General features: G+C 55.2%; 21 protein-coding genes and 2 pseudogenes. 13 read left to right on the forward strand and 10 right to left on the reverse strand.

Going from position 1 to position 24,202, the window contains the following annotated elements; genetic code table 11:
* Positions 1 to 24 precede the first annotated feature (24 nt).
* Positions 25 to 231, reverse strand: coding sequence for an MbtH family NRPS accessory protein (locus KGP16_RS18770; protein ID WP_021807049.1), 207 nt, complete (start codon positions 229 to 231; stop codon positions 25 to 27).
* 10 nt (positions 232 to 241) lie between these two features.
* Positions 242 to 1,594, reverse strand: coding sequence for an enterochelin esterase (fes, locus tag KGP16_RS18775; RefSeq protein ID WP_094982038.1), 1,353 nt, complete (start codon positions 1,592 to 1,594; stop codon positions 242 to 244).
* 307 nt (positions 1,595 to 1,901) lie between these two features.
* Here fes and KGP16_RS18780 point away from each other — a divergent pair, with 307 nt between their 5' ends.
* The 3 genes from KGP16_RS18780 to KGP16_RS18790 all read left to right on the forward strand — a co-directional run bounded on the left by KGP16_RS18780 (position 1,902) and on the right by KGP16_RS18790 (position 5,376).
* Complete coding sequence (locus KGP16_RS18780; RefSeq protein WP_037376376.1) at positions 1,902 to 4,199, forward strand: TonB-dependent siderophore receptor; 2,298 nt, start codon at positions 1,902 to 1,904, stop codon at positions 4,197 to 4,199.
* 127 nt (positions 4,200 to 4,326) lie between these two features.
* Positions 4,327 to 4,875 carry a nucleotidyltransferase family protein gene (locus KGP16_RS18785; RefSeq protein WP_223501549.1) on the forward strand — a complete coding sequence of 183 codons (549 nt, stop codon included), beginning with the start codon at positions 4,327 to 4,329 and terminating at the stop codon, positions 4,873 to 4,875.
* A 51-nt stretch (positions 4,876 to 4,926) separates the two neighbouring features.
* Complete coding sequence (locus KGP16_RS18790; RefSeq protein ID WP_223500188.1) at positions 4,927 to 5,376, forward strand: FlxA-like family protein; 450 nt, start codon at positions 4,927 to 4,929, stop codon at positions 5,374 to 5,376.
* A 35-nt stretch (positions 5,377 to 5,411) separates the two neighbouring features.
* On the opposite strand, the gene KGP16_RS18795 is transcribed toward KGP16_RS18790, so the two are convergent.
* The 3 genes from KGP16_RS18795 to zipA all read right to left on the reverse strand — a co-directional run bounded on the left by KGP16_RS18795 (position 5,412) and on the right by zipA (position 8,682).
* Complete coding sequence (locus tag KGP16_RS18795; RefSeq protein WP_021178683.1) at positions 5,412 to 5,627, reverse strand: DUF3820 family protein; 216 nt, start codon at positions 5,625 to 5,627, stop codon at positions 5,412 to 5,414.
* On the reverse strand, positions 5,627 to 7,648 hold the full coding sequence (ligA, locus tag KGP16_RS18800) for an NAD-dependent DNA ligase LigA (protein WP_021807054.1): 2,022 nt from the start codon (positions 7,646 to 7,648) through the stop codon (positions 5,627 to 5,629). Before ligA ends, KGP16_RS18795 begins: the two co-directional genes overlap by 1 nt.
* 77 nt (positions 7,649 to 7,725) lie before the next feature.
* A complete protein-coding gene (gene zipA / locus KGP16_RS18805; protein ID WP_021807055.1) occupies positions 7,726 to 8,682 on the reverse strand; it encodes a cell division protein ZipA in 957 nt (318 codons plus the stop codon).
* A gap of 222 nt (positions 8,683 to 8,904) precedes the next feature.
* Here zipA and cysZ point away from each other — a divergent pair, with 222 nt between their 5' ends.
* The 5 genes from cysZ (at position 8,905) to crr (ending at position 13,784) form a co-directional block, all read left to right on the forward strand.
* A complete protein-coding gene (gene cysZ, locus KGP16_RS18810; protein ID WP_021178686.1) occupies positions 8,905 to 9,666 on the forward strand; it encodes a sulfate transporter CysZ in 762 nt (253 codons plus the stop codon).
* A gap of 156 nt (positions 9,667 to 9,822) precedes the next feature.
* Positions 9,823 to 10,791 carry a cysteine synthase A gene (gene cysK / locus KGP16_RS18815; RefSeq protein ID WP_021178687.1) on the forward strand — a complete coding sequence of 323 codons (969 nt, stop codon included), beginning with the start codon at positions 9,823 to 9,825 and terminating at the stop codon, positions 10,789 to 10,791.
* Positions 10,792 to 11,193: 402 nt separating this feature from the next.
* The gene (gene ptsH, locus KGP16_RS18820) at positions 11,194 to 11,451 is read left to right on the forward strand and encodes a phosphocarrier protein Hpr (protein ID WP_021178688.1); all 258 of its coding nucleotides are present in this window, start codon (positions 11,194 to 11,196) and stop codon (positions 11,449 to 11,451) included.
* A gap of 46 nt (positions 11,452 to 11,497) precedes the next feature.
* Positions 11,498 to 13,225 (forward strand): phosphoenolpyruvate-protein phosphotransferase PtsI, encoded by a 1,728-nt coding sequence (gene ptsI, locus KGP16_RS18825; protein WP_021807056.1) that lies wholly within the window; start codon positions 11,498 to 11,500, stop codon positions 13,223 to 13,225.
* Positions 13,226 to 13,274: 49 nt separating this feature from the next.
* Positions 13,275 to 13,784, forward strand: coding sequence for a PTS glucose transporter subunit IIA (gene crr / locus KGP16_RS18830; RefSeq protein ID WP_021807057.1), 510 nt, complete (start codon positions 13,275 to 13,277; stop codon positions 13,782 to 13,784).
* 65 nt (positions 13,785 to 13,849) lie between these two features.
* On the opposite strand, the gene pgtP is transcribed toward crr, so the two are convergent.
* Positions 13,850 to 15,232 carry a phosphoglycerate transporter PgtP gene (pgtP, locus tag KGP16_RS18835; RefSeq protein ID WP_021807058.1) on the reverse strand — a complete coding sequence of 461 codons (1,383 nt, stop codon included), beginning with the start codon at positions 15,230 to 15,232 and terminating at the stop codon, positions 13,850 to 13,852.
* A 458-nt stretch (positions 15,233 to 15,690) separates the two neighbouring features.
* Here pgtP and KGP16_RS18840 point away from each other — a divergent pair, with 458 nt between their 5' ends.
* From KGP16_RS18840 to KGP16_RS18860, 5 genes are all read left to right on the forward strand, one after another.
* Positions 15,691 to 16,926 carry an ABC transporter substrate-binding protein gene (locus KGP16_RS18840; RefSeq protein WP_280922719.1) on the forward strand — a complete coding sequence of 412 codons (1,236 nt, stop codon included), beginning with the start codon at positions 15,691 to 15,693 and terminating at the stop codon, positions 16,924 to 16,926.
* Positions 16,923 to 18,926 carry an ATP-binding protein gene (locus KGP16_RS18845; RefSeq protein WP_223500189.1) on the forward strand — a complete coding sequence of 668 codons (2,004 nt, stop codon included), beginning with the start codon at positions 16,923 to 16,925 and terminating at the stop codon, positions 18,924 to 18,926. Before KGP16_RS18840 ends, KGP16_RS18845 begins: the two co-directional genes overlap by 4 nt.
* The gene (locus KGP16_RS18850) at positions 18,920 to 20,164 is read left to right on the forward strand and encodes a sigma-54 dependent transcriptional regulator (RefSeq protein WP_223500190.1); all 1,245 of its coding nucleotides are present in this window, start codon (positions 18,920 to 18,922) and stop codon (positions 20,162 to 20,164) included. Before KGP16_RS18845 ends, KGP16_RS18850 begins: the two co-directional genes overlap by 7 nt.
* A gap of 155 nt (positions 20,165 to 20,319) precedes the next feature.
* The gene (locus KGP16_RS18855) at positions 20,320 to 20,565 is read left to right on the forward strand and encodes a type II toxin-antitoxin system Phd/YefM family antitoxin (protein WP_021807062.1); all 246 of its coding nucleotides are present in this window, start codon (positions 20,320 to 20,322) and stop codon (positions 20,563 to 20,565) included.
* A complete protein-coding gene (locus tag KGP16_RS18860) occupies positions 20,565 to 20,966 on the forward strand; it encodes a type II toxin-antitoxin system VapC family toxin (RefSeq protein ID WP_059201450.1) in 402 nt (133 codons plus the stop codon). Before KGP16_RS18855 ends, KGP16_RS18860 begins: the two co-directional genes overlap by 1 nt.
* 118 nt (positions 20,967 to 21,084) lie before the next feature.
* Here KGP16_RS18860 and KGP16_RS18865 read toward each other — a convergent pair.
* The 4 genes and pseudogenes from KGP16_RS18865 to cysM form a co-directional block, all read right to left on the reverse strand.
* Positions 21,085 to 22,086 (reverse strand): annotated as a pseudogene (locus KGP16_RS18865) (ATP-binding protein); the annotation flags it as partial.
* Between the two features lie 92 nt (positions 22,087 to 22,178).
* Positions 22,179 to 22,407: pseudogene (locus KGP16_RS27705) on the reverse strand (sensor histidine kinase); the annotation flags it as partial.
* A gap of 5 nt (positions 22,408 to 22,412) precedes the next feature.
* The gene (locus KGP16_RS18870) at positions 22,413 to 23,093 is read right to left on the reverse strand and encodes a response regulator transcription factor (RefSeq protein ID WP_021807065.1); all 681 of its coding nucleotides are present in this window, start codon (positions 23,091 to 23,093) and stop codon (positions 22,413 to 22,415) included.
* 209 nt (positions 23,094 to 23,302) lie between these two features.
* Entirely contained in the window at positions 23,303 to 24,184 is an 882-nt protein-coding gene (gene cysM / locus KGP16_RS18875) for a cysteine synthase CysM (RefSeq protein ID WP_039995377.1), read from the reverse strand.
* Between the last annotated feature and the right edge of the window lie 18 nt (positions 24,185 to 24,202).

Here is a 24,202-nt window from a genome sequence, read left to right on the forward strand (position 1 = left end):
TTGTCGGTTCTTGCTGCGTCTCCATCACGCCTTACGCAGTGATGCGGGCCGCATATCCTGCCAATTCTGTTCTAGCCAGTTGACGCAGTGCTCCCGGGAAGCCGGGCCAAAAACGCTGACCCAACCGGCCGGTATGGCGCTGAAATCCGGCCACAGGCTGTAAAGCAGTTCTTCATTACGCAGGACGTAGCAAATTTGCTGCTCGTCATCGAACGGGTTTAAGGTTTCCATTACTTGCTCCTTAAGCATGAAGAGGGTTGGCGGACGGCTTCCATTCGGCACGGCGGTTGACCAGCTCCGACCAATGCGCTTGCAGACCATCGAGTAAACCGCCGCGCCAGCACAACGCATCGTGCCCGCCCTCCACCAGCCGATACTGCACCTGATGCCCGGTTTCACTTAACAGGGCCGCCATACGGTCATTCACCCGGTGGACCAGCTTTTCATGCGCCCCGGCCTCTAAAAATACCTTCAGCTTGCCGCGCGCACCCAACTGCCCGTCTTCTACCTGGCGGATCAACCAGCAGGCATCCTCGGGCACGGTGGGCAGTTGCAACATATCGCGGCGTGGCCACCAGAACGAGCCCGATTGGCTGATGGTGGCACCAAAATATTCCGGCCAGCGCAGGCCAGCATAGAGCGAACCCAAGCCACCAAAGCTTTGCCCTGCAACTACGGTGTTGGCAGCCTCACGGCTGTGCGGAGCCCAGTCGGCCAATTGCGGTAATAACTCTTCCTGTAGGGCCAACCAAAACTCATCGTTGCAGGTCAGTTCCCGTGCGCGGTGTTGCTGGTCAATCACGTCGATCAGCAGATAGACCGCCTCCGGCAGTTGGCCAGTACGCGTCAGTTGCATCAGCGGATCCCAGACCGGCATCTGATTGGCCCAGAATTGGCCGTCCAGCAAAATAGCCAATGGCCGCGCCGCCGGGTTACTTTCACCGGTGGAGTAGATCCAGACGTGGCGGGAGGTTCCCAATCGCTGGCTATGCCAGGTATGCCGTTGCAGTTTGGCAGGCGGTGCTGGCGTACAGCGGCCGCTGGTCACGGCATAGTTGTCAAAGTCCCGCCAGGCCGGTTGTTGGGGAGCCTGTGGCATATGCAAGCCGGAAAGCGTGTGCCCCCCGACTCCAGGCCAGGCGCGGTAAGGATTAAGCAGATCGTGAGTTGCGTGGGCAAACACCTGGTGCCACCAGTGGCGAATAGAAAGCATGTTGGCGTGAGAATTGTCCCCCTGCGGTTCGAAGGGACGATCCTCCATGCAGGGGATAAAGCAGTAGCTGCCGCGCCAGTCGCCTTGCAGCTCGGTTTGCCAATACCAGACGTCCGAACCCGCAAGCCGTTGCAGGCTCTGCGGGGGCGACGCTTGGTGATGATCGGTGAGGCAGTTGATATGGATCCAGACTCGTTGATAAGCCGAGGTCAGTTCGCCACCCTGAGGGTCGCGCCACAAGAACGTCACCTTCCATCGCCCATTATCCTGCGGTTCCACCAAGGGGGTACCACGCCGGGCGATATCCAGCCACCAACCGTGGCTCCCTGCATGCTTGCTCGCCAATAACGTACTGCTTGCTGGTTGTTGTTCAGTTTTCAAAACGCCCACTCATTGTGTTGTTGGCAAGGCACGCCGTGCGACTCACCGGTTCCCAAATGCCAAACGGCACAAGGAATACTATTGATAATTATTTGCATTTGCAATAGTGTATACAGGCTCGAAATAGAGCGGGCATTCTTCAACAGGGATGGATGCCGAATTATTGAGCGGGATCTTGCTGCCAGTCAGCCTGGCCTCTGGGTTTCGTTACTATTTTCGACTACACAATAAAACTACAACAAACCGTTCCGTTACCGGTTGTCACACAGCGCCGCATCAGGAAGGGTTGTTAGGTAGGAACCTCAAAATGAATCGGAAGTTATCTCGTTATTCTTTAGCCACACTCATCGGGTTAGGATTGGGCACATCTGCATTTTCCGTTACGGTCAATGCCGAGCAAACGGCCACCACCTCAGACAGCGCCGCGCTGGCTGAGAAAAGCAAAAAAGAATCCGCCTCTGAAGATGTCATCGTCGTCACCGCCGCCAAACAAAACCTTCAAGCTCCCGGCGTTTCCACCATCACTGCCGAAGAAATCCAAAGACGCCCTCCCGCCCGTGATATCAATGAGCTGATCCGTACCATGCCAGGGGTCAACCTGACCGGTAACTCCACCAGCGGCCAGCGGGGCAACAACCGCCAACTCGATATTCGTGGCATGGGGCCAGAAAATACCCTGATCCTGATCGACGGCAAACCGGCCAGCAGCCGTAACTCGGTGCGCCAAGGCTGGCGCGGCGAGCGTGATACCCGTGGCGATACTGCCTGGGTACCGCCGGAGATGATCGAGCGTATCGAGGTGCTGCGTGGCCCAGCGGCTGCCCGCTATGGTAACGGCGCGGCAGGTGGCGTGGTCAACATCATCACCAAAAAAGCTGGCCAGGACCTGCACGGTACACTGAACGGTTATTTCAACGTACCGCAACATAAGGAAGAAGGCGCCACCAAGCGTACCGATTTCAGCCTTTCCGGTCCGTTAAGCGATCAGTTGAGCTTCCGTCTGTTCGGTGGCTACAGCAAAACGCAGGCCGACGCCTGGGATATCAACCAGGGGCATCAGTCCGAGCGTACCGGCACCTATGCCAATACTTTACCTGCCGGTCGCGAAGGGGTGATCGACAAAAATATCGATGCCTTGCTGAGCTGGGAATTCGCCCACCTGCAGACCTTGGATTTCCAATATGCCTATGGCCGCCAGGGTAACCTGTACGCCGGGGATACCCAGAACACCAACACCAATGCGCTGGTGCAGAGCAACTACGGTAAAGAAACCAACCGTATGTATCGTGAAACCTATGCGGTCAATTATCGTGGCGCATGGGATAGTGGCGTTAGCACCAACAACTACGTCCAGTTTGAGCGCACGCGCAATACTCGTTTAGCCGAAGGGTTGGCCGGTGGCCTGGAAGGGATCTTCGCCAACGACAGTTACAACACCACCCGTCTGGACGATTTCCTGGCCCACAGTGAAATCAGCATTCCGTTCGATATGTGGGTGCCACAAACCGCCACGCTGGGTACCGAGTGGAACCAGCAGAAGATGAAAGATCCTTCTTCGACCACCCAATCGCTAACCGGCACTAATACCGGGGGAGCGATCCCAGGTACCGATAGTAGCAACCGCAGCCCGTATTCCTCCGCGGATATCTTCTCGCTATTTGCCGAAGATAATATCGAGCTGACCGATACCACAATGCTGACTCCAGGCCTACGTTACGATCATCACTCCATGGCCGGTAACAACTGGAGCCCGTCGCTTAACCTGTCACAGGAATTGGGCGATCTGTTTACCCTGAAAATGGGTATCGCTCGCGCCTACAAAGCACCTAACCTGTTCCAGAGCAACGGCGATTACATTCTCTACAGCAAAGGCCAGGGCTGTGCTGCCAGCGCAACGGGAACCGGCTGCTATCTGATGGGTAATGACGATCTTAAGGCCGAGAACAGCATCAACAAAGAGATCGGGCTGGAATTCCACCATGAAGGCTGGCTGGCAGGTATCACCTACTTCCGTAACGATTACCGCAACAAGATCGAAGCGGGCTATTCGCCAACGGCCTCTAACACCAGTAAAACCGATATCTATCGCTGGGAGAACGTGCCGAAAGCGGTGATCCAGGGTCTGGAAGGTACGTTGAACGTGCCGGTGAGCGAAACGGTAGCCTGGAATAATAACGCCACCTATATGATTGAGAACGAGAATAAAACCACCGGTGATTACCTGTCGATTATTCCCAAGTTCACCATCAACTCTACCCTGAGCTGGCAGGCCACGCAGGATCTGTCTTTGCAGACCACCGCGACCTGGTATGGCCGTCAAAAGCCGAAGAAATACAACTACCGTGGGGAGCCAACCACCGGGCCGGAAACTCGTGAGGTCAGCCCTTACGCAATCTTTGGCCTGAGCGGCACCTATGCGTTGACTAAAAATATCAGCGTAACAACGGGGATCGAGAACCTGTTCGACAAACGCCAGTTCCGTTCCGGTAACTCGCAAAACGTGGGTAACCCAGTCACCGGGGCCGTCAATATCTATGGAGCCGGGGCGGCAACCTATAACGAACCGGGCCGGACTTACTTTATGAGCCTGAATACCCAGTTCTAAATGTATGCTACCGAGCCAATCTCAGCGCGGCGCTTATGCCGCGCTTTTTTTTTTGCCGTTTTCCACACTCATCCCGATCCCGCTGCTGCCCATTTCGGGTTAGAGTAACGCTGACAAAGGAGAAATGATGGATCCACAGCAACAAATTATTGATTGGTTACGCCAAGACAGCGAACGTATGCAGATATTAGCCACCGCCCGGCGGCTCGGGCTGAACGATTGGTGCCTTGGCGCAGGCTTTGTGCGTAATCTGGTGTGGGACCGGCTGCATGGTTTTACAACCAGCACGCCGCTCAACGATATCGATGTGATCCATTTCGATGCGCGCCATAGCGATGCCGAGCGCGACCAGATGCTGGAGTCCCGCCTGTTGGAGTGGTCAGCACAACCCTGGTCGGTTAAGAATCAGGCGCGTATGCACCTGCGTAGTCACCGCGCCCCCTATCGCGACAGCGAAGACGCCATCAGTTATTGGACGGAAATCGAAACCGCCGTGGGTGCCAGATTGCAGGCCGATGGCAGCATCCAGCTCGTCGCCCCTTTTGGCCTACAGGCGCTGTTCAACCACAGCATCACCTTCAACCCCAAGAGCAACAACCTGGCCGCTTTCGAACAGCGCGTGGTGGAGAAACAGTGGCTCGAACTCTGGCCACAGCTAAAGCTGACGCCAAGGTAAAGTTTTGCCGCGATTTGCCGATACCTCTGACAAGCTACCTGGGAGGATCGCATGTCGACCAACATTACCATGATGGTGCCCATCAAGAACCCGATTGCCGGAGTCCGTGAGGTGTTTACCGCCACGGGTAAAGGCGGGGCTGCACTGATGTCGGCACCGGTTAACAATGCCCCTGAAGGGGAGAAATCCAAGAAAACCGATAATGATGCGCCAGTGACCCCAAAAGATAGCAGCGCGGCGTCACGTATTGCAGCGCTGTATAAGCAGATCCAGAACCTGCAGCAAAAGCTGATCGAACTGAAAGACTCGGGTGGCGACACTCAAGAGATCGAACAACAAAAACAGCTGATCATGAGCCAGATCGAAATGCTCCAGGCTGAGATCGCGCGCATTCAGAAACAAGAAATGGAAAAACAGCAGCAAGAGCAGATGGCCAAGGCCATGAGCGGTGATGGCGTGAACCGCCCAACCGCCGCCAACACCGTGGACGTTTATATCTGAGATGAAGGGCGCAACAGGGCGTTACGCCCATCGACTCAGCTTTTCTTCAGGGGTTTGATCAGGTGATCCAGCCCTTCAATTTTAATCGCCAACGTCATTTCCATCAGCATTCCCAACCTGCCGTTGGGGAATTCGCCCTTACGGGCGAACCATAGCAGATACTCTTCCGGCAGGTCGATCAGCACCCTGCCCTGGTATTTGCCAAAGGGCATCACGGTGTTGGCGATTTCGATCAGGTTCTCTTTTTCCATCAGGCCCCCAGCAGGCGGATCATCTCCGCCTCGTCGATCACCTCGATCCCCAGTTCCTGTGCCTTGACCAGCTTGGAGCCGGCAGCCTCACCGGCAATCACCAGATCGGTTTTCTTGGATACGCTGCCGCTGACCTTGGCCCCCAGCGCCGTCAGCCGATCTTTGGCTTCATCGCGGGAGAGCTGGCTGAGAGATCCGGTCAGCACCACGGTTTTACCGGCAAATGGGCTGTCGATCTCTTCGGCAACTACCACCACCGGCGCAGGCCAGTTAATGCCGATTTCCGGGCTGGTCAGCTCTGCTATCACCTGCTGGTTATGTGCTTCAGCAAAGAAGTTCACCACGTGACTGGCCACCACCTCGCCCACGTCCGGCACCTGTTTTAACGCGTCCAGATCGGCCTCTCGCAGCTTCTCCAACGAGCCAAAATGCGCCGCCAGTCCGGCTGCCGTGGCCTCTCCTACCTCACGAATACCCAACGCATACAGGAATCGGGCAAAGGTAGTCTGTTTGGCGTTGGTCAAGGCATTGACCAGATTCTGTGCCGATTTGGGCCCCATGCGATCCAGCCCGGTGAGAATACCGGCGGAAAGACGGAACAGATCGGCTGGCGTTTTGACATATTCTTTATCGACCAGCTGTTCGATAATTTTATCGCCCATGCCGTCAACGTCCATCGCCCGGCGGGAAACGAAGTGCTTCAGCGCCTCTTTACGCTGGGCACCGCAGATCAGCCCGCCGGTACAACGCGCAATGGCTTCGCCTTCCACCCGTTCCACATCGGAACCGCACACCGGGCAATGCAGTGGGAATACCACTTCACGCGCGTCCTGCGGGCGGCGATCTTCGATCACCCCGACCACTTTCGGGATCACATCCCCGGCACGGCGTACGATCACCGTGTCGCCGATGCGCAGGCCAAGGCGTTCGATTTCATCAGCATTATGCAGCGTGGCGTTACTGACTATCACCCCGGCGACCAAAACTGGCTCAAGGCGCGCGACCGGCGTAATCGCACCGGTACGCCCGACCTGGAACTCCACTTCCCGCACCACGGTGATCTGCTCTTGTGCCGGGAATTTGAACGCCGTAGCCCAACGCGGTGCGCGAGCAACAAAGCCCAGAGATTCTTGCAGATCGATATCGTCGATCTTCACCACCACGCCGTCGATATCAAAGCCAAGGTTGATGCGGTCCTGCTCTACCTGACGATAAAACGCCAGCACCTCATCGCTACCGGTGCAAAGCTTGACGCGATCGCTCACCGGCAAGCCCCAGGCTTTGAACTGCATCAGGCGTTGCCAATGGCTGCGCGGCAATTCGCCCCCTTCCAGCAGGCCAACGCCATAGCAGAAGAAGGTCAGCGGACGCTTGGCCGTGATACGCGGATCAAGCTGACGCAGGGAGCCTGCTGCGGCGTTACGCGGGTTGGCGAAGATTTTGCCGTCTTTGCGGCGCGCCTCTTCGTTCATCTGCTCAAAGCCGGCATGCGGCATAAAGACTTCACCACGCACTTCCACCCGGCGCGGGATATTGTCGCCGGTCAGGCGCAGCGGGATGGCGCGGATAGTGCGCACATTAGAGGTGATATTTTCCCCGGTGGTACCGTCACCACGCGTGGAGGCACGCACCAGCTCGCCATCTTCATACAGCAGGCTGACGGCCAACCCGTCCAGCTTCAGCTCACAGCAGAAGGTCAGTGGCTCGTTGCTTTTCAGGCGATCCTGCACGCGCTTGTAAAACGCCAGATAGCTCTCTTCATCAAAGACGTTGTCCAACGACAGCATCGGCACTTCATGACGCACCTGATCAAACGCCGCCAAGGGGGCGGCCCCGACGCGCTGCGTCGGCGAATCGGCGGTGATCAGCTCAGGATGGGCTTCTTCCAGCTCACGCAGCTCACGCATCAGGCGATCGTATTCCACATCCGGGATCTCCGGCGCATCGAGTACGTGATACTGATATTCGTGATGGCGCAATGAGGTGCGTAGTTGATTGATTGTTTCGTTAATCGATGCCATGGCTCACCATCAAAGATAAAAAACCCCCGGCTGGCGGGGGTTCTGGATTACGGATTATGCAGTGCACAGGCAACCGGTCAGGCGTTGTTTTCCAACACTTCGCGGATGCGTGCTTTATAGGTTTCCAGCTTTTGCGGGGTCATCATGCGGCGCTCGTCGTCAAGCACCACGCCGCCCACATCGTCGGCAATACGTTGTGCCGATTGCAGCATCAGCTTGAAGTTCTGATTGGCGTCGCCGTAAGACGGCACCATCATAAACATCGATACGCCCGGCGTGGAGAAATCGGACATCATTTCCGGATCGAATGAGCCAGGCTTGACCATATTGGCCAGGCTGAACAGCACGGGGCCACTGCCTGCCGGGCTGATATGGCGATGGAAGATCCCCATTTCACCAAATTGGAAGCCCGCCTGCAGTACGCTCTGCAGTAACACCTCCCCCCCGATCACACCGCCTTGATGAGCTGCAACGTGCAGCACCAATACGGTCTCCTGCAGTTTTGCCGGTTTCAACGGTTCCGGCGCTGGCTGCGGTTCACGCACAGGCTCTGCATGCTGGAAGGCTGGCTCTGGTGCAGGAGCGGTAGCCGGGGGCATATCGTCAACGCGCGGCTCACGACGCACAACAGGTTGCTGCGGCTCTTCGTCCTCGTCCTGGGCATAGTTATCCAGCAGGATGTCATCGTAATCCGGCCGCTGGGAGAGCGGCGCGGGCTGGGCTGGCCGAGGCGCAGGTTGAGCTGCTGGAGCTGGCCTTGGTGCAATCACCGGCTCTTCGCGTGCGACATCGATATGACCCATTGATGGCTCATCCTCAACTTCTGCGCGAGTGGCACGGATACGTACCTCTCCCACGCTTTCGGCAGGATCATCAAGTGGTGTAGGTTCACGCTCATTTTTCGAGCGTTTGGCTGGGCGATCGCGAAAAAGGGACGAGCGTTCCTTACGGCTGGTCCAAAGACCATGTAATAACAACGCTATTATGGCGATCGCGCCAACAACGATTAATATCAGACGCAAATCCTGCATCATTGCTATCTCTGTTGTTCCAAGACATTGCCACCGCGGCAAACATTCACTCTTTAACTCTATTTGCCCACAGGCACAAGTGCAAGTCCGTGCTGAACTTTATGCCAATAAAGATGATTATTCGGCATTTTTTTGCTGTTTTTTCAGCCAATGTGGCTCTAGCCAGTGGAAAATCAACCCTATATGATAGCTTGGCCTGTTTAGCCAAAGAGAAAATCTTAAGATATGTCCTATGTGCCTCCCCCTGTCGGATCCACCAACGGCTTCCATTATTTTGCCCAAGGATGGCGCCTGATTTCGCGCCCGGGTATTAAACGCTATGTCGTCCTGCCGTTGCTGGTGAACGTGCTGCTGATGGGCTCTGCCTTCTGGTGGCTGTTCAGCCAACTGGGCGACTGGATCCCGAGCATGATGAGCCATGTGCCAAGCTGGCTACAGTGGCTAAGTTATTTACTCTGGCCGATGGCGGTCATCTCCGTGCTGTTGGTGTTCAGTTACCTGTTCAGTACCATCACCAACCTGATCGCCGCCCCGTTTTGCGGGCTGCTGGCGGAACAGCTCGAAGGCAGCCTGACCGGCAAACCGTTGCCGGATACCGGTATGCTCGGCGTGGTCAAAGATCTGCCGCGCATCATGTCCCGTGAATGGCGCAAGCTGATGTATTACCTGCCACGCGCGCTGGGCCTGCTGTTGCTCTATTTTATACCGGGCATCGGCCAAACGCTGGCTCCGGTGCTGTGGTTCCTGTTCAGCGCCTGGATGCTGGCCATTCAATACTGCGATTATCCGTTTGATAACCACAAGGTCAGCTTCGCCGAGATGCGCCAGGCGTTGCGGCAGCACAAAACCGACAACCTACAGTTTGGTGCGTTGGTCAGCCTGTTCACCATGATCCCCATCCTCAATCTGGTGATCCTGCCAGTGGCGGTCTGCGGTGCCACGGCGATGTGGGTCGACCGTTATCGTGCACAATTTGTTCGTCACTAACGGCTTTATTTGGGGGCGCTTCGTGCGCCCTTGCTATTGTGATTAAAACTTATTCTCTAATAACATATCGATATACCAATTCTTTACTTCCCTGCCGAGACCGTTAGCGTATGCTTTCGATGTTCCCTACATTTCATAGAGTTATAAGGACGGGCCATGAGCAAGATTTACCAAGACAACTCATTAACAATCGGCCATACGCCGCTGGTTCGTCTGAACCGTATCGGCAACGGACGCATTCTCGCCAAGGTTGAATCTCGCAACCCGAGCTTCAGCGTCAAATGCCGCATCGGTGCCAATATGATTTGGGATGCCGAAAAGCGTGGCATTCTGAGCGCAGGCAAAGAGCTGGTGGAGCCAACCAGCGGCAACACCGGTATCGCTCTGGCGTTTGTCGCCGCGGCGCGGGGTTACAAGCTCACGCTGACCATGCCGGAAACCATGAGCATCGAACGTCGTAAACTGCTCAAGGCGCTGGGTGCCAATCTGGTGCTGACCGAAGGTGCCAAAGGCATGAAAGGGGCGATCGCCAAGGCCGAAGAGATTGTGGCCACCGATCCGAACCGCTACATCCTGCTGCAACAGTTCAGCAACCCGGCCAACCCGGAAATCCACGAACAAACCACCGGCCCGGAAATCTGGGAAGATACCGATGGCGAGGTCGATGTCTTTATCGCGGGCGTCGGCACTGGCGGTACACTGACCGGCGTCAGCCGCTTTATCAAGAACACCAAGGGCAAGGCTATCACCACAGTGGCGGTTGAACCAACCGACTCACCGGTCATCAGCCAGGCATTGGCAGGCCAGGAAATCAAACCCGGCCCGCACAAAATCCAGGGCATTGGTGCCGGTTTCATTCCGGGCAACCTGGATCTGAGCCTGGTTGACCGCGTCGCGCAGATCACCAACGACGAGGCCATCAGCATGGCACGACGCCTGATGGAAGAAGAAGGCATCCTGGCCGGGATTTCTTCCGGTGCCGCCGTGGCGGCCGCCGTCAAACTTTCCGAAGAAGCCGACTTTACCGACAAGACAATTGTGGTTATTCTGCCTTCATCAGGTGAGCGCTACTTGAGCACCGCTTTGTTTGCCGATCTGTTCACCGAACAGGAACTGCAGCAATAGCGCAAACAGTGCACAAATAGCTAAAAAAGCACCTATTCAGGTGCTTTTTTTGTGGACTGGATCAAAGTTTACACCACTCAACGATTGATTTTCACCGCTGGCTTTAGTATTTAACCGGTCAATTATTTCGATGCGCAAAATTAATCACCTTCCTGCCATTGTTTGAGCTGAATCGATTTACTCATTTGTTGCTCCAGCGAAAAACACGGCATAATGGGGAGCTGATTGAAACAACGCCAGATGCTCGGATTTTTTGATCTGAAATGCTTAAAGCGTCGTTTTATGTTGCATCCATGCTCGCCCCTGTACCATAGTCAGGCGCTAACCAGACAAGCTAAAATCACGCCGTTAGGCTAAACTTTAGCTCCACAACCTTAAATCCGATAAGTTGGGGAAACATCAATGTTCCAGCAAGAAGTGACTATCACCGCTCCGAATGGTCTGCACACTCGCCCTGCCGCTCAGTTCGTAAAAGAAGCCAAAGGCTTCGCGTCTGACATCACCGTGACTTCCAACGGCAAGAGCGCTAGCGCCAAAAGCCTGTTTAAGCTGCAAACTCTGGGCCTGACCCAAGGAACAGTAGTCACCATCGAAGCCGTTGGTGAAGACGAGCAGAAAGCCGTTGAGCACTTGGTAAAACTGATGGCAGAGCTTGAGTAATCGGCCCGTCTTTTTAGTTAACACCAGTCAAGAGTAAGGTAGGGTTATGATTTCAGGCATTTTAGTATCACCGGGTATCGCTTTTGGTAAGGCTCTCTTGCTGAAGGAAGATGAAATTGTCATCAACCGGAAAAAAATCTCTGCAGACCATGTAGAGCAGGAAATCTCACGTTTTCTGGCAGGCCGCGCCAAAGCGTCTGAACAGCTGGAAGTAATCAAAACCAAGGCAGGCGAGACCTTCGGCGAAGAAAAAGAAGCGATCTTCGAAGGCCACATCATGCTGTTGGAAGACGAAGAGCTTGAGCAGGAAATCATAGCCCTCATCAAAGACGATCTGGCGTCTGCCGATGCGGCAGCCTACACCGTGATCGAAGGCCAGGCGAAAGCGCTGGAAGAATTAGACGACGAATACCTGAAAGAGCGCGCGGCTGACGTGCGTGATATCGGTAAGCGTCTGTTGCAAAACATCCTGGGCATGGCAATTGTCGATCTGACCGCCATTCAGGATGAGGTGATCCTGGTCGCGAAGGACCTGACACCGTCAGAAACCGCACAGTTGAACCTGGACAAAGTGCTGGGCTTCATCACCGATCTGGGTGGCCGTACTTCCCACACCTCGATCATGGCTCGCTCCCTGGAACTGCCTGCTATCGTTGGCACCAGCGACGTGACCACCCAGGTAAAAAACGGCGATTACCTGATCCTGGATGCGGTTAACAACAAGATTTACGTCAACCCGACGGCCGAGGTGATTGAACAGCTGAAAGCGGTTCATACCCAATACGTCACCGAGAAAAACGATCTGGCCAAGCTGAAAGACCTGCCGGCGATCACGCTGGACGGGCATCAGGTTGAAGTCTGCGCCAACATCGGTACCGTGCGCGACGTCGCCGGTGCAGAGCGTAATGGCGCCGAAGGTGTCGGCCTGTATCGTACCGAATTCCTGTTCATGGACCGCGACTCACTGCCAACCGAAGACGAGCAGTTCTCGGCTTACAAGGCCGTTGCGGAAGCCATGGGGTCACAGGCAGTCATCGTCCGTACCATGGACATCGGTGGCGATAAAGACCTGCCGTACATGAACCTGCCAAAAGAAGAGAACCCGTTCCTGGGCTGGCGCGCGATCCGTATCGCGATGGACCGCCGGGAAATCCTGCACGCTCAGCTGCGCGCCATCCTGCGTGCCTCTGCTTTCGGTAAACTGCGCATCATGTTCCCGATGATCATCTCGGTGGAAGAAGTGCGCGATCTGAAGGGCGAGCTGGAAACGCTGAAAGCGCAGCTGCGTGAAGAAGGCAAAGCCTTTGACGAGAGCATTGAAGTAGGCGTAATGGTGGAAACACCGGCCGCGGCAGTGATTGCTCGCCACCTGGCGAAAGAAGTCGACTTCTTTAGTATTGGGACAAACGATTTAACCCAGTATACTCTGGCAGTAGATCGCGGCAACGAGCTGATTTCTCATCTCTATAACCCGATGTCCCCATCAGTGCTTGGCCTGATCAAACAGGTTATTGATGCATCTCACGCAGAAGGCAAGTGGACCGGTATGTGCGGCGAGCTGGCTGGCGATGAGCGTGCTACACTGTTGCTTTTGGGCATGGGGCTGGATGAGTTCAGCATGAGTGCGATTGCAATCCCGCGCATCAAGAAAATTATTCGTAATACCAATTTCGAAGATGTGAAGGCATTGGCAGCGCAGGCCTTGGAACAACCAACGGCACAGGATTTGATGAACTGCGTCAATAAGTTCATCGAAGAAAAAACGCTCTGCTAAAATTCCACGACACTGGAACGCCGCCCAATTTAATGCTTAGGAGAAGATCATGGGTTTGTTCGATAAACTGAAGTCTCTGGTTTCTGATGACAAGAAAGACATGGGCACTATCGAGATCGTCGCTCCACTTTCTGGCGAAATCGTCAATATCGAAGATGTACCGGACGTCGTATTCGCCGAGAAGATCGTTGGCGACGGCATTGCTATCAAACCTGCAGGCAACAAAATGGTTGCTCCGGTTGACGGCACTATCGGTAAAATTTTCGAAACCAACCATGCGTTCTCTATCGAATCTGATAGCGGCATTGAGCTGTTCGTGCACTTTGGTATCGACACCGTTGAACTGAAAGGCGAAGGCTTCAAACGCATCGCGGAAGAAGGCCAACGCGTCAAGAAAGGCGATGTGATTATCGAGTTCAATCTGGCCCTGCTGGAAGAGAAAGCCAAGTCTACCCTGACTCCGGTGGTTATCTCCAACATGGACGAGATCAAAGAGCTGATCAAACTGTCCGGCAGCGTCACCGTTGGCGAGACCCCGATCATCCGCATCAAGAAGTAATCGCGGTTCGATCGTAAAAATGGCGCCTTTATCGGCGCCATTTTTTTATCCAAGACTTCTAAGCCCTACTGCGCTACCAGCGGTTCCGCTTGTAGCTCCTGTTGCTGTCTTTCACGCTCCAAGGCCAATACGCCACGATGTGACAGATAGCAGAACAAGATGCAGCACACCACGCCGCCCATCAGCAGATAAAAGCCGCCATGCCACCCCATGTTATCGACCATCACGCCAAACAGGCTGGTGCCCAGCGTAGCCCCAAAGATATAGCTCATAAAGCCGCGCAGGCCAACGGCGGAGCCGACAGCAAAGCTGGGAACGATCTCCATCGTCTGTACCGAAGCCAGGAACTGTGGCACATAGATCAGGCAACCGACGATCGCAGCAAAGATGGTGACCATCAACAGCGAGTCACTCTTCCAGTAACCAATCAGGCAGATGAAAATCATCACCATGCAGATCATCGCCAGCGGCATACGGCGTCCCTTGAACAGCTTATCCGACAGCCACCCAGCCAACAGTGTGGACGGGATCGCCGCCCATTCGAAGAACAGAAACGCTATACTCATCTGCTCTTTGGAGAAATGCTTTTCGGTGAGCAGGTAAATAGGCAGCCAGCTGATCATGCCAAAGCGCACCATGTAGACAAATACGTCCACCAGCGAGACATACCAGGCATTTTTATTACGCAGAACATAGGTACAGAAGATCTGGAAGGCGCTCATATTTTCCGGCGCCTGTTCCTGTACACCGGTTTTCACCCTGACGGTTTCTTCCGGCATCATTTGTTCCAAGGCAGGCAGACCTTCGCTGCGCGGGGAACCTTTACCCAGCCATAGCACCACCAACGCAAACAACACTGCTACACCTGCTGGGACGATGTAGCTGGCGCTCTGCCAGTGTTCACTACCCAATACCGCAAAAGCCACGCCGACGATGGGGGCAACTACCCCACCGCCGATATTGTGGGATATATTCCAAAATGCGCCAACGCGGCCACGCTCACGGCGTGGGAACCAGTTGGCAATGGTAATGAACGAAGGCCCTACTCCCATCCCCTGAAACAGGCCGTTAAACACCACCAATGCGGCAAAGACCCAGAAGGCAGTGCTGAACCCCAAACCGACGTTGACGATGGCACACAGCACCAGGCCACAAGCCATAAACACTTTAGGGTTGGCCTTATCGGCCAGGCTGCTCATCACCCCTTTGCTGATGCCGTAGGCAATCAGCATGCAACTGCTCAACATGCCGATCTGCGTCGCACTCAGATCCAGATGCTCTTTCAGGTAGGGCGTCGAAAGGGTGAAGTTGTTACGCACGATGTAATAGGCCAGGTAGCCCAAAAAGACGCTCAGTAACGCTTGCATGCGATAACGCTGGTAGGTTGCCTGCACCTGTTCTGGCGGAACACGCTTCGCCGCCGCGCTAGGTTTTAATAATGAAAACATGTTATTCCCCTGTGAGGTTTATCTGTACTGGCTCGATGCGCCTGCTATTTATTAATAACGCTCGCAGCGGATGGTGTAATTAATTCATTAATAAGACAAGCCCTGTAATATGTGTCAAAATTGACTCAAACCCAGAACAAATAAGCCCAGTTTTGACCCATCAATTAACATTACCGTTATTAACCAAAAACCAGCTCGCTCACTTCCCCGCGTCAGAGCGCCACAGCACTAAGGTTGCGCACAAAGCCAGCCCACAAGTGGTGATGTTTTTGAAGGCGTTAACAGTATTGATGGGCTATCGATGGTAATATTCTGACTTCATCAACGTTATAACCCCGGCTAAATTCTGTTGGTTGACGAAAAATATTTTTGTCCCAAATGCTTTGCGGGTTATTTTTATCGTTATTGCGATTTTATGAATAAGATCACAATCGATGAGGTCTAGGGAGAGTTTTATTATGCGTGCAACGCTCGTTTTTGCGGCAATGGCCTGCTGGCTGTTATCCACTGCTGCCTGCGCCAAAAGAAATGAACTGGTGATGGCCACCACCTTTTCACCAGAGGCAACCGCCTACCTCATTAGCCGTTGGCAAGGCCAGCCCCAGTCTGTAGTCATCCGCACGCTGAACCGCACCAGCACCTCCCTGGAACAACTGCTCGACAGCACCGGCAGTGACAACGTCGATCTGGTGCTGACCTCCTCCCCCATGCTGCTCCAGCACCTGCAACAGCATCAGCGCCTGGCAAACTATGAGGGTGCTCCGGAACAATCACAGCGGCTGGTGCCTGAACCTATCCGCAATACCGCCGTGGCGGTGGCCATTTCGGGTTTTGGCCTGCTGATCAACCGCACCAATCTGGCAGAGAAACGGCTGCCGCTACCAGACGATTGGGACGATCTGACCGATGCCCGCTACCAGGGGGCCCTGCTGATGAGCAGCCCTTCCCGCTCGGATACCAGCCACCTGATGGTGGAATCGCTATTGCAACAGCGGGGGTGGCAATCCGGCTGGCAAACGATGCTATCGGCGGCCGGTAACCTGATCACCATCTCTTCGCGCAGCTTTGGCGTGGCGGATAAAGTCAAAAGCGGCCTGGGTTCGGTCGGGCCGATTATCGATAACTATGCCAATCTGCTGCTTGACGATCCACACCTGGCCTTCCATTATTTCCCTCAGGCCGCGGCCTCCCCCACCTATATTGCCGTGACAAGCAATAGCCATTACCCCGCCGAGGCCCGGCGCTTTATTCAGTTCCTCCTCAGCCCACAGGGGCAGCGGGTCCTGGCCGATACCAGCACGGGAAAATACCCGGTGGTTCCACTGCCGGCAGACAGCCCACGCTTCGCGCAGCAGCAAAAGCTGTTACAGCGGCCACCGCTGAATGACTCCCTAATATTGCAACGCCAGCGCCTGGTCCAAAAGCTGTTTGATACGGCCATCAGCTTCCGCCTGTCTCAACTCAAGGACGCGTGGAAAGCGTTGCATGGTGCTGAAAGCCGCCTCAAACGGCCCTTGCCGGAGATCCGTGCGCTGTTGACCGCCATTCCCGTCACCCAGGCCCAAAGCGAAGATCCGCAGTACCTTAAACAGTTTGCTGCACGTAGCGAGAGCGAGCAGCAGGTCATGGAATGGCAACTGTTCTTTCAGCAACAGCAGAGAAAGGCCATCAAGGCGCTGGAAGAGTTAAAATGAGCCGTTTATTGCCGCGCTTCTTCAAACGCCTGACCATCAGCGCCTGCCTGCGGGGTGCCTTTCTCACCGGCGCGCTGCTGACGCTTACCGTCAGCGGGGTCAGCCTGTACTCCTGGCATGAGCAAAGCTCGCAGGTCCGCTATGCGCTGGATGATTACTTTCCGCGCATCCAATCCTCGTTCGTGATCGAAAGTAATCTGAACACGCTGGTCGATCAGCTCAATGAGTTTTTGCAGGCCGCCAATACCAATGCCCGCCTGCAGTTAAGAAATCAGATCGTCGGTCATTTGGAGCAAATCGAGCAGGCCAGTATGCAGTTGGATAACCCTGAACGTCAGCAAATTCAGGCGACGCTGGCAGAAAGCCGCCAACTGTTGGGACGATTGGACAATGCGCTCTACAACATGTTTATCGCCAGGGAAAAGGTCAATGAGATCGCCGCACGCATCAGTTGGTTACATGATGACTTCACCACCGAGCTGAATTCGCTGGTGCAGGATTTCAGCTGGCAACAGGGAGCTTTGCTCGATCAGATGGAGACAGGTTCTGGCCAGGCACTCCCCCGCTTGCAGGCCAGTTTGCGCGAGGTGCAAAGTGAACAGCAGCAGGTTTATGCCCTGGCACGCATCGAGAACCAGATCGCCGATGCCCTGCGCGATCGCCTCAATGAGCTGCAATCCGGCGCTGAAGAGCCTACTTCGGTTGCCGAGCACGTACGTTACCTCGCCTACCTGAAAAAAACGGCGAACGAAAATATGCAGGGGTTGCAGGCTCACCCCAGCACCATCACGCTGCGGCAAACCATCGACGAACTGCTGGAGACCGGCATTGCCGAAAACAGTATGCCTGCGGCGATGAAAGACTATCATCAGGCACAACGAGCACTTACGCTGGCTACTCAGGCCAAGGAGGCGACGCTTGCCCGCTTTCGCACACAGCTGGAATCGCAACTGAGTAACAGCCACCGGCAGATGCAAACCTTTAACCACCGTCTGGAGCAGATCATCCGCGTCAGCGGCAGGCTAATTGTGATCGCCACCCTGCTGGCGATGTTATTGGTGTATTTGCTCAATCACTATTTTATCCGTTCCCGCCTGGTCAAGCGCTTTACCCTGCTAAACCAGGTGGTGGTGCGTATCGGCCTTGGGGAAACCAACGCGGCGATCCCGGTTTACGGTGGCGATGAACTGGGCCGCATCGCCCGTCTGTTGCGGCGCACCCTAGGCCAGTTGAACCAGCAAAAATCCCGACTGGAGCAGGAAATCACCGAGCGCAAGGGCATTGAGCAACATTTGCGATCCACACAGGATGAGCTGGTGCAGGCCGCCAAACTGGCCGTGGTTGGGCAGACCATGACCACGCTGGCCCATGAGATCAACCAACCGCTGAACGCCCTGTCGATGTATCTGTTTACCGCTCGTCATGCGGTGGAGAAACAACAGCCAGAGGCGGCCACGCTGGCCCTGACCAAAGCCGACGGTCTGATTGGCCGCATGGATGCCATCATCCGTATGCTGCGGCAATTCACCCGGCGAACGGAACAGGATAGCCCCTCTCAGCCCGTTGATTTGCGCCAGTCACTAATCGCCGCCTGGGAGTTGCTGGCTCTGCGCCACCAACCGCTGCAGGGGGAACTGCGGCTACCGGAAGGCTCACCAAACGTGTTAGGTGATGAGGTACGCATTCAGCAGGTATTGGTCAATCTGATGAGTAACGCGCTGGATGCCTGCCAAGAGCGGCCATTATTGCAGATTAGCTGGCAACGCCAGGCGTCCGGTTGGCAGATCATGCTGTGGGATAACGGACCTGGCTGGCCGCTGGCGCGGGCTGAATCGTTACTCAAACCCTTCACCACCAGCAAATCGGTGGGCTTGGGGATTGGCCTGTCCATCTCGCTTTCGCTGATGCAGCAAATGGGCGGCAGCCTGCATCTGGCCTCTACGCTGACGCAGAACGCCTGCGTCGTTTTACAGTTTCAACCGGTGGATCAACCATGTTAAGCCAACAAGCGCAAATTCTGTTAATCGACGACGATGCCGACGTCCTCGATGCCTATACCATGCTGCTCAACCAGGCAGGCTATCAGGTTCAGGCCTGTAATAACCCGCTTAAGGCACAGGAAATGCTCGGTGAGGAGTGGCCAGGGATCGTGATCAGCGATGTCTGTATGCCTAGCTGTTCCGGGATTGAGCTGATGGCGCTACTGCTCGCTCACGATGCCTGTTTGCCGGTGTTGTTGATCACTGGCCATGGCGATGTGCCGATGGCGGTTGAAGCGGTGAAAAAAGGGGCCTGGGACTTTCTGCAAAAGCCGGTCAACCCGGCCCAGCTACTCGAACAGGTCGCGACCGCGCTGGCCCAGAGACGTTCTTACATTGCCCGTCGTCGTTGGCAACAGGAACAGCTGCAGAGCAATCTGATTGGCCGTAGTGAGTGGATAAAGCAGCTACGAGTGCGTTTGCAGCAGGTAGCCGAAACCGATTTGGCGGTTTATCTGCAAGGGGAGTTAGGCGTCGGCAGGACGTTGGCAGCCCGTTATTTACACCGCATGAGCCATCGCAGCGAACAGCCGTTGATCGTGGGTGAGTTGACACCGGGGGGTGAGGCACCGTTAGAACAATGGATTGAGCAGGCAAGCGGCGGGACGCTGATTTTACGCCACCTCGAGCACTTGTCTATCACCCAGCAGGCGCGGTTGATCCAGCTCCAGGGACAAGACCCTCTGCCCTTCCGGCTGATCGGCATTGGGACTGCACCGCTGGTGGAACTGGCCGCCGGGCATACCCTACTGCCCGATTTCTATTACTGCTTTGCCATGACCCAAATCGCCTGCCTGCCGCTTTCTCTGCGCCCTGACGATATAGAGCCGTTATTCCGCCATTACCTGGAACAGGCCTGCCTGCGCCTTAACCATCCGTTGCCGGATCTGCCAGCCGAGCTGATTAAGCGTTTGGTCAAAAGGGTATGGCCAAATAACGTGCGCGAGCTGGCCAATGCCGCAGAGCTGTTTGCCGTAGGGGTGATGCCACTGGCAGAGACCGCCAACCCGCTGTTGCACGGCTCCGATCCCGCTCCGCTGGATCAGCGTATCGAAGACTATGAGCGCCAGATCATTACCGAGGCGTTGAACCTGCATCAGGGACGGATTAACGAGGTGTCCGAATATTTACAGATCCCGCGTAAAAAGCTCTACCTGCGGATGAAAAAGTACGATCTGGACAAGCAGCATTATCGTTGAAATCAAGCTGCAAACATCCCTCAACTGACCTAACACGTAGGTGCGCTGCATGCAGCGCCCGTCTAGCTTGCAGCGAACGTAAATCCTGGTCTAACCTTATTGACCAGACCAATAAAATGACTATACTTTGAGCAAGTACAATAAGAGGTCATGTTATGGAAAAGGTAAACATCTACGACGCGAAAACCAACCTGTCAAGAATTGTCCAGGAAGTTGCTCGTACAGGTGAGCCCGTGCTGATCGCAAAAAATGGTCATACTCTGGTTAAGGTCATCGCATACAGAGAAGATAAACCTAAGCGCAAGCTGGGTTTCCTCAAAGGTAAGGGGAGCGTTCCTGTCAATTTCGACGATATGAACAGCACCGAACTTGTTGATTTATTCGAAGGAAAATACTCGTAATGGATTTCCTGTTAGATACCAATATATTGCTGTTCATGGCTTATGAACCGGAAAAACTGACAGCTGATGTTGTGGAAGTCCTGGAAGATACCGATAAAACGCTTTGTTTTAGTGCAGCGTCAATATGGGAAGTGGTCATTAAAAGCAATTTGAACAAACCCGATTTTTCTATCGATCCCAAACAGTTCAGGGAAGGACTGTTTGATGCAGGTTTGATTGAAATTCCCATTAAAAGCGAACATGCGCTAGCTGTCAGTGATTTACCTGAAAAGCTACATAAAGACCCGTTTGATCGGCTCATTGTCGCTCAGGCGAAAAACAACAAACTTGCTCTGATCACAAGTGATAACAAGCTGATAGACTTTGTCAGTGATTACATAACAGTGATCCCGAATAAATAGCCAGCATGCTGTGGGTTGTGGCTCTGAGTACCAAGCTAACCCATACGGGCGCGGCATGCAGCGCCCCATTGTGAGCCCAGAGAGAGTTTGTCAGCAGTCTTTATTTTGTCTGTAACCTTTAGCTCCAGCGCGGTACCCGAAGCGTGATCACCAGGCCACCCTGTTCGCCATTGTGTGCCTCAACCTGCCCACCATGGGCCAGCACCACTTTGCGCGTGATCGCCAAACCCAGGCCATAACCTTTGCCAGACATCGCCGACTTTACCCGGACGAAAGGATCAAAGATGCTGGACAGCTTCGACTCCTCCACGCCCGGCCCCTGATCGCTGACCTGGATCTGGAACAGCTGGTCGATACGCGTCAGCACCACGGTCACCCGTTGGCCGTGGCTGGAAAAGCGCAGGGCATTACGCACAATATTCTCTACCGCCCGGCGCATCAGTTCGGCATTACCTTTTACGGTGTATTCCTCGTCGGAACTGGCCTGCAACACGATTTCTACGCCAGGGATCTGCGCCTCATAGCGCGCATCGTTAACCACCGCCTCCACCAGTCCATAGAGATCGAAATACTCTTCATCATTGGACAGGCCGTTGTTCTCGGTGCGCGACAGCGCCAGCAGTTCGCCAATCATCTTGTCCAACCGCCCGGCTTCGTGCTCGATACGCTGCAACGAGTTCTCCACGTTCTCCGGATTTTGCCGCCCCAGGCCGATGGCTAGCTGCAAGCGGGCCAATGGCGAACGCAACTCATGGGAGACATCATGCAGCAATTGCTCACGGGCGCTGACCAGTACCTCCAGCCGCTCCGCCATGCTGTCAAAGTCACGAGCCACCTCAGAAAGCTCGTCATGGCGCCTCCGCATCGCCGGGAACAGCCGCACCGCCAGATCGCCCTGCGCTACCCGCTCAAAACCGGCGCGCAGTTGGCGCATCGGGCGCGTCAGGTTCCAGGCCAACATGGCGCTGAACAGCAAGCCCCCCAGCCCACCGACCCACACCATTGGCTCCGGGATGTTCAGCAGACGCCAGCGCTTGGGTGGCCGATATTCGGCACGCAGTCCTGCCAGATCGTAGCTCAACCGGTAGCTCTGGTTATCTGCACCGGTTACCCATTCCACCATCATTTTCGCTGGCTGGTTGGTCTGTGGGTTTTGGCCTGACTCATCAGCCGATGGCTTAATGGCTGGCGTTACGCTTAAGAAGCGGCGTTCGGTTTCAGGCCATTTGGCAACCATTGCGTTCAACGCAGGCATCCCACTGCTGCGCAACACCGAGGCCGCAGAGGTCAGTTGCAGATTAGCGATACGCCAGGTCATGCTGTTTTCCGGGACCTCATGGCGATTACCATAAAAGGTAAACGTCACCCACAGCGCCTGGGTCATGATGATAAACGTCAGCCAGAAACCGAGCAGGATTTTCCAGAACAGTCTTCCGCGCATCGGCATTACCTGATGCGGTAACCGATACTGCGCACGGTTTCAATGCTCAGTCGGTTATCGGTTAGCGCGCCCAGCTTCTGGCGGATATTGCTGATATGCACGTCCACGCTGCGATCGTAAGCCTCACGTGGCCGCCCCAGACCTTTCTCTGACAGTTCATCCTTCGACACCACTCGTTCTGGCGAACGCAGCAGTAACTCCAACAAGTTGAACTCTGAGGCGGTGAGGTCGAACGTCTTACCCTGCCAGGCACTGCTGCGGGTGGACGGGTTGAGCGTCAATTCGTTAAAGCTCAGGACAGAAACCTTATCCACCGCTTCCGGCTGCTCTTCAAACCGGCGCAGCACCGCACGCAGGCGTGCCACCAGTTCGCGTGGGTAACAAGGTTTGGGGACATAGTCGTCGGCGCCCATCTCCAGCCCGATTACCCGGTCGATGTTGTCCCCTTTGGCCGTCAGCATGATGATCGGCAAGCGGCTCTTTTTACGTACCTCGCGCAGCACGTCGATACCGCTCATGTCCGGCAGCATGATGTCGAGGATCATCGCGATATACTCGCCAGAAAGTGCACCATCTACTCCAGCCTTGCCGGTCAGCACCAGGGACGCGTTGAATCCTTCAGCCGTCAGGTATTCGCTCAGCATGGTGCCAAGTTCCAGATCGTCATCGACCAATAAAATTTTCATGCCCACTCCTCCGCTGATTTGCCGCCATTTTCGCGTCTATTGTCGCTGTACGCAGCCGGTTTTACCTAATCCTTACACATTGACATTCTCCCGACACAAATGAAAGATGGGGCTTTAAGGCTCAGGGGATAATCGATCTTGAGGGGATAAATGGCAGAGGTTAGGGAATAGGTAGAGAGTCACGCTCCTCCCTACCGATTATTACTCAGCTAGGAAAATACGCCGGTAGACAGGTAACGGTCACCGCGATCGCAGATAATGGCGACAATGACGCTGCCAGGATTGGCCGCAGCAACGCGCAGTGCTCCGGCTACGGCACCTCCGGAGCTGACGCCGCAGAAAATACCTTCCCGCTGAGCCAGTTGGCGCATGGTCTGTTCGGCTTCGCTTTGTGCCATATCCAACACCTGATCCACCAGCTCAGGGCGGAAAATACCCGGCAAATAGGCCGGTGCCCAACGGCGGATGCCCGGAATGCTGCTGCCTTCAGCAGGCTGTAAACCGATGATATTCACCTGCGGATTTTGGCTTTTCAGGTAGCCACCAACGCCGGTAATGGTGCCGGTGGTGCCCATGCTGGAAACGAAATGGGTGATACGGCCAGCGGTCTGCTGCCAGATTTCCGGGCCGGTGGTGGTGAAATGCGCGTAGGGGTTATCCAGATTGTTGAACTGATCCAACACCTTGCCCTGACCCTGCTGCTGCATCTCCAGCGCCAGGTCACGCGCCCCTTCCATCCCCTGTTCACGGCTGACCAGGATCAGTTCTGCACCATAGGCACGCATTGCCGCCTGGCGTTCCATGCTCATGTTTTCCGGCATCAGCAGCTTCAGCGTGTAGCCCTTCATCGCACAAATCATCGCCAGCGCGATGCCGGTATTGCCACTGGTGGCCTCGATCAGCGTATCGCCCGGCTGGATTTCACCGCGCAGCTCCGCCTGCTGGATCATCCCCAGCGCGGCCCGATCCTTGACCGACCCCGCCGGATTGTTGCCCTCCAGCTTGAGCCAGATTTCACTGTCCAGCCCTTCGGCCAGTCGTTGTAGTTTTACTAACGGTGTATTACCGATGCATTGTTCCAGCGTGGTCACAATCATTGCCTGCGTATA

Origin of the sequence: Serratia sp. JSRIV006, from assembly GCF_019968685.1 — a bacterium.
Lineage (GTDB): Bacteria > Pseudomonadota > Gammaproteobacteria > Enterobacterales > Enterobacteriaceae > Chania > Chania fonticola_B.

Excerpts from the sequence above, each read along its gene's own strand:
- zipA (WP_021807055.1), bottom strand. The coding sequence starts at position 8,682 with ATGATGCAGGATTTGCGTCTGATATTAATCGTTGTTGGCGCGATCGCC.
- ptsI (WP_021807056.1), top strand. The coding sequence starts at position 11,498 with ATGATTTCAGGCATTTTAGTATCACCGGGTATCGCTTTTGGTAAGGCT.
- KGP16_RS18840 (WP_280922719.1), top strand. The coding sequence starts at position 15,691 with ATGCGTGCAACGCTCGTTTTTGCGGCAATGGCCTGCTGGCTGTTATCC.
- ligA (WP_021807054.1), bottom strand. The coding sequence starts at position 7,648 with ATGGCATCGATTAACGAAACAATCAATCAACTACGCACCTCATTGCGC.
- pgtP (WP_021807058.1), bottom strand. The coding sequence starts at position 15,232 with ATGTTTTCATTATTAAAACCTAGCGCGGCGGCGAAGCGTGTTCCGCCA.
- KGP16_RS18785 (WP_223501549.1), top strand. The coding sequence starts at position 4,327 with ATGGATCCACAGCAACAAATTATTGATTGGTTACGCCAAGACAGCGAA.
- crr (WP_021807057.1), top strand. The coding sequence starts at position 13,275 with ATGGGTTTGTTCGATAAACTGAAGTCTCTGGTTTCTGATGACAAGAAA.
- cysZ (WP_021178686.1), top strand. The coding sequence starts at position 8,905 with ATGTCCTATGTGCCTCCCCCTGTCGGATCCACCAACGGCTTCCATTAT.
- cysK (WP_021178687.1), top strand. The coding sequence starts at position 9,823 with ATGAGCAAGATTTACCAAGACAACTCATTAACAATCGGCCATACGCCG.
- ptsH (WP_021178688.1), top strand. The coding sequence starts at position 11,194 with ATGTTCCAGCAAGAAGTGACTATCACCGCTCCGAATGGTCTGCACACT.
- KGP16_RS18845 (WP_223500189.1), top strand. The coding sequence starts at position 16,923 with ATGAGCCGTTTATTGCCGCGCTTCTTCAAACGCCTGACCATCAGCGCC.
- KGP16_RS18795 (WP_021178683.1), bottom strand. The coding sequence starts at position 5,627 with ATGGAAAAAGAGAACCTGATCGAAATCGCCAACACCGTGATGCCCTTT.
- KGP16_RS18855 (WP_021807062.1), top strand. The coding sequence starts at position 20,320 with ATGGAAAAGGTAAACATCTACGACGCGAAAACCAACCTGTCAAGAATT.
- KGP16_RS18870 (WP_021807065.1), bottom strand. The coding sequence starts at position 23,093 with ATGAAAATTTTATTGGTCGATGACGATCTGGAACTTGGCACCATGCTG.
- KGP16_RS18850 (WP_223500190.1), top strand. The coding sequence starts at position 18,920 with ATGTTAAGCCAACAAGCGCAAATTCTGTTAATCGACGACGATGCCGAC.
- KGP16_RS18780 (WP_037376376.1), top strand. The coding sequence starts at position 1,902 with ATGAATCGGAAGTTATCTCGTTATTCTTTAGCCACACTCATCGGGTTA.
- KGP16_RS18860 (WP_059201450.1), top strand. The coding sequence starts at position 20,565 with ATGGATTTCCTGTTAGATACCAATATATTGCTGTTCATGGCTTATGAA.
- KGP16_RS18770 (WP_021807049.1), bottom strand. The coding sequence starts at position 231 with ATGGAAACCTTAAACCCGTTCGATGACGAGCAGCAAATTTGCTACGTC.
- KGP16_RS18790 (WP_223500188.1), top strand. The coding sequence starts at position 4,927 with ATGTCGACCAACATTACCATGATGGTGCCCATCAAGAACCCGATTGCC.